The sequence below is a fragment of the Methanofastidiosum sp. genome (assembly GCA_020854815.1).
Lineage (GTDB): Archaea > Methanobacteriota_B > Thermococci > Methanofastidiosales > Methanofastidiosaceae > Methanofastidiosum.
The window spans coordinates 1-3,049 of record JAHKLW010000040.1 but is presented as its reverse complement, the minus strand read 5'-3'; the positions used below and the strand labels follow the sequence as shown (position 1 = coordinate 3,049).

The following is a 3,049-nucleotide window of genomic DNA, read 5'->3' as shown; positions in this document are numbered from 1 at the left end:
CATTGGCTATCTGTAATGGGCTAAAAAGACCAAAATTAACCCTCTTGCACAGGACTATTCCCAATTTAAAGTTACGAGCGACCACTGATGCTACCCCCGGCGAATTATATATCAGTGGTCTATAGTTCCAATAGGTTATTAATAAGGTTATGCTATATTTTGTATGACGGAAGTGGGATCAAAAATCAGCGAGACTATTTAAACCGATCCTTAACCGATGACCTATGAAATCCAACCAAATAAAACAGCGAGGAGCCAAGAAGAAGAAGAAGAAGAAGAAGAAGAAGCCCGACAGCTAAGAACCGAGGTTGAGTGCTTGAAGCCTGATTCGAGGATGGAGGATCTGAGGTTCTACATAGTGGAGAAAGCGAAATGCTCGGCGGAAGGGGTTGCGAGGATCCACACCTACTGGCACCTTAGCTGGTGGGAAGGCGATGGAGCCCGGGACATGTATCTGAGGAGAAGGTGTATAGTCCTCTAAGAACTCTAAGCGAGTTATCGACCAATTCAAAGAGCACCATCATAGATTACACCTCAGCGAATAATCCTGATGTATTTGCAGCCATAATTAGGATACTCTTTTAAATGAATAGATTGAACACCACTGCAGATGATAAAATATACACACAGAAGGTGAATGCGAAGGTGTCATCTAGTCCGTCAACGATTCAAGAGAGATGAGTTCTTCAAGAAGAGGACAAAGATAATGGCCAGAGAATATAATCATTTTGAGGGCTCTGAAAGATTGATATCTGATAGTGTAATCTGAAGAATTAGAGCGTCTGATCTATATGAAGCAAGATAAAGAGAATTGTAGGGATAAATTAAGACGTCAATATGAACTTTATATAGAATTTGTGCTTAGTAAAACTAAAATACCGCGCATATATCTCATATTCGCTGTGTTTTTTGCGTCGATAGGCACGTTAATAACTCTTGGTTTAGTATCAGATTTGGCGTATCCATTAGCAAAACAATTCTATTATAATAATTTGGGATTTCTATGGGCAGTATCTGTTTTTATGATATTGATTATGATAAGGAGATTGCGAGATGTATCATTAGACGTATTTATTTGTAGCGAACTATATTTTCCATGTAAAGTACGTAATAATATGGACAATTATCTATATGCTATATTTGCACCATACAAATTTAAGAATGAACCTGTGCCCGAATGGTTCAAAGAATATTCCATATTATCTAATAGGTTTTTCTACATATCATTTATTTCAATTATTCTAGGGATAATCTTCTCTATGTTATCATATTTTGATTTTATAAATTATTATAAAGCAGGTCTTGTCACATACAATGACGTTTTGTTAACCTCTATATTGGGCTTTATTGGTGTGACTTGTGCTTGGGTGGCATCCCTGACTTTAGTATATATAATATTAGGATTAATGATACTGTTACGAAAAATCTCTAACGAATCCTATAAATTTCAAATCGATGCTCCTAATTCAATAATACAAGTCCGCAAATTAAACATAATACATATGAACTTATTATATTCATACAGCGCATTGATAATAGGCCTCCCAAGCATTTTATCAGGAATATTGAATCAAAATTATGAAAGATATTTGTTTTATTCCGATTTAGCGGTTTTTTTGCTTGCACCATTTGGCTTTTTTATAGTTTTAATATTGCCCGGAATCTATATACATAAAACAATAAAAAACTGTAAAGAGTTTTATGAAAGCAGGACATTAAAATTAATTAAAGATTTGGAAGTTATTATATATAATGACGATAAAAGTAACAGATATATAGAATCCTGCATCGCTTATAATGCTTATATACATGCAATCGATCGGATAGATAAGATCAGAACATGGCCGTTTGATATGGAGAGCATTTTAAAGATTGTAGTAACATTTCTTGCAAGTATTGTTTCAATAATTCAACTTATACTGTATAACATGATTTAATGTATGTATATTTAATAAGTAGTTTAAATCTCCGGCACGAACAACTTCGACTATTACTAGTAAATACGTGCGAATTTCCACAAGGAAGCGTCGTAATTTGGCGTCGAAAAGCGCCCTAGTTCGCGAACCGTGCGATTGTCTTAGTTCTCATCGCGTTGCATTCAACTAATTGACCCAGGTTCTTGGAAAGGTGCGAAGACCATGATTACGGAGGTGTGAGTAGCCAATGAGCGTGCAAACCTTCGATGTAGAAGAAAAACGGAAACGTATTAACGTCTTCAAGGTAGGGAAGCTATGGGTCTTCAAATACTTCTTCGCTGATAACCAGGATCTTTTCAGGCAGCTTGCTTACCACTACAACCGGGATACATACAGGTTTGAGTTCAAGTCGTTAGGGGAGAGGAACCAGGGGCTGAAGCTCCTCGAAAGGAACGGGTTCAATGCGTATCCCATAGAGGATCTAAAGGGTTATGTAGTCAAGCTGGACAAGTTCAGCAAGTATGCTCCAGTCCTAAAGAACTCTGTGGCATTCACGGAGACGCCCAAGGAGCGGATCTTCTTGATGAAGGATCATGCTGCGGTTGATGAGGGTATATAGTTCGGCGCCGAGATATATGAGGGAGATGTGGCGTTCTAATCAAAGCTACTCGAAATCTAGGTGGTAATCGATGGAGCTTTCAGAAGAAGGGATCGTGAATTATTACGACCTTTATTGGCCCCTTCTGTATTATGCAAATGAGACTCTCGAAGTTTAATAGATTAAGGACTCTACAACATAGCATCCTCTCCAAAATCCTTAAATATAAGTGAGGAAAAGGACTCCTTGGATTTGTATGAGTGGCTCATCTGGTTCTATATTGTATTTTCCATCCATTGAATTTAACGATGAAAACTGGGTAAAGGCAAGCCTGTTGTTATGGGATAGAATTTATAGAATAACCCCGAATAACTATATACCAAACGATAACGAGACAATTCTAGAAGCAGTAGATAACGATCTATAGTCATTCGCATAAATCTTTATAATGCATATTATTCAATAAAAATTTCTCTATCCAATAACCTGCATAACTTTTGCATTTAGCGAAACTACAAAAGGACTCCGCAATGAT

4 protein-coding genes are annotated in these 3,049 nt (G+C 37.0%); all 4 read left to right on the top strand.

All coding sequences use genetic code 11. The annotated features are described in order from the left end of the window. Window positions 1–217: 217 nt before the first annotated feature. The 4 genes from KO464_05450 (at window position 218) to KO464_05435 (ending at window position 2,941) form a co-directional block, all read left to right on the top strand. On the top strand, window positions 218–481 hold the full coding sequence (locus tag KO464_05450) for a hypothetical protein (protein MCC7572816.1): 264 nt from the start codon (window positions 218–220) through the stop codon (window positions 479–481). A 310-nt stretch (window positions 482–791) separates the two neighbouring features. After that, the gene (locus tag KO464_05445; protein ID MCC7572815.1) at window positions 792–1,937 is read left to right on the top strand and encodes a hypothetical protein; all 1,146 of its coding nucleotides are present in this window, start codon (window positions 792–794) and stop codon (window positions 1,935–1,937) included. A 226-nt stretch (window positions 1,938–2,163) separates the two neighbouring features. Further along, window positions 2,164–2,535, top strand: a complete 372-nt coding sequence (locus KO464_05440) for a hypothetical protein (GenBank protein MCC7572814.1) — start codon at window positions 2,164–2,166, stop codon at window positions 2,533–2,535. Window positions 2,536–2,743: 208 nt separating this feature from the next. Beyond that, the gene (locus tag KO464_05435) at window positions 2,744–2,941 is read left to right on the top strand and encodes a hypothetical protein (GenBank protein ID MCC7572813.1); all 198 of its coding nucleotides are present in this window, start codon (window positions 2,744–2,746) and stop codon (window positions 2,939–2,941) included. The last annotated feature ends 108 nt before the right edge of the window (window positions 2,942–3,049 follow it).

Excerpts from the sequence above, each read along its gene's own strand:
- KO464_05450 (MCC7572816.1), top strand. The coding sequence starts at position 218 with ATGACCTATGAAATCCAACCAAATAAAACAGCGAGGAGCCAAGAAGAA.
- KO464_05440 (MCC7572814.1), top strand. The coding sequence starts at position 2,164 with ATGAGCGTGCAAACCTTCGATGTAGAAGAAAAACGGAAACGTATTAAC.
- KO464_05445 (MCC7572815.1), top strand. The coding sequence starts at position 792 with ATGAAGCAAGATAAAGAGAATTGTAGGGATAAATTAAGACGTCAATAT.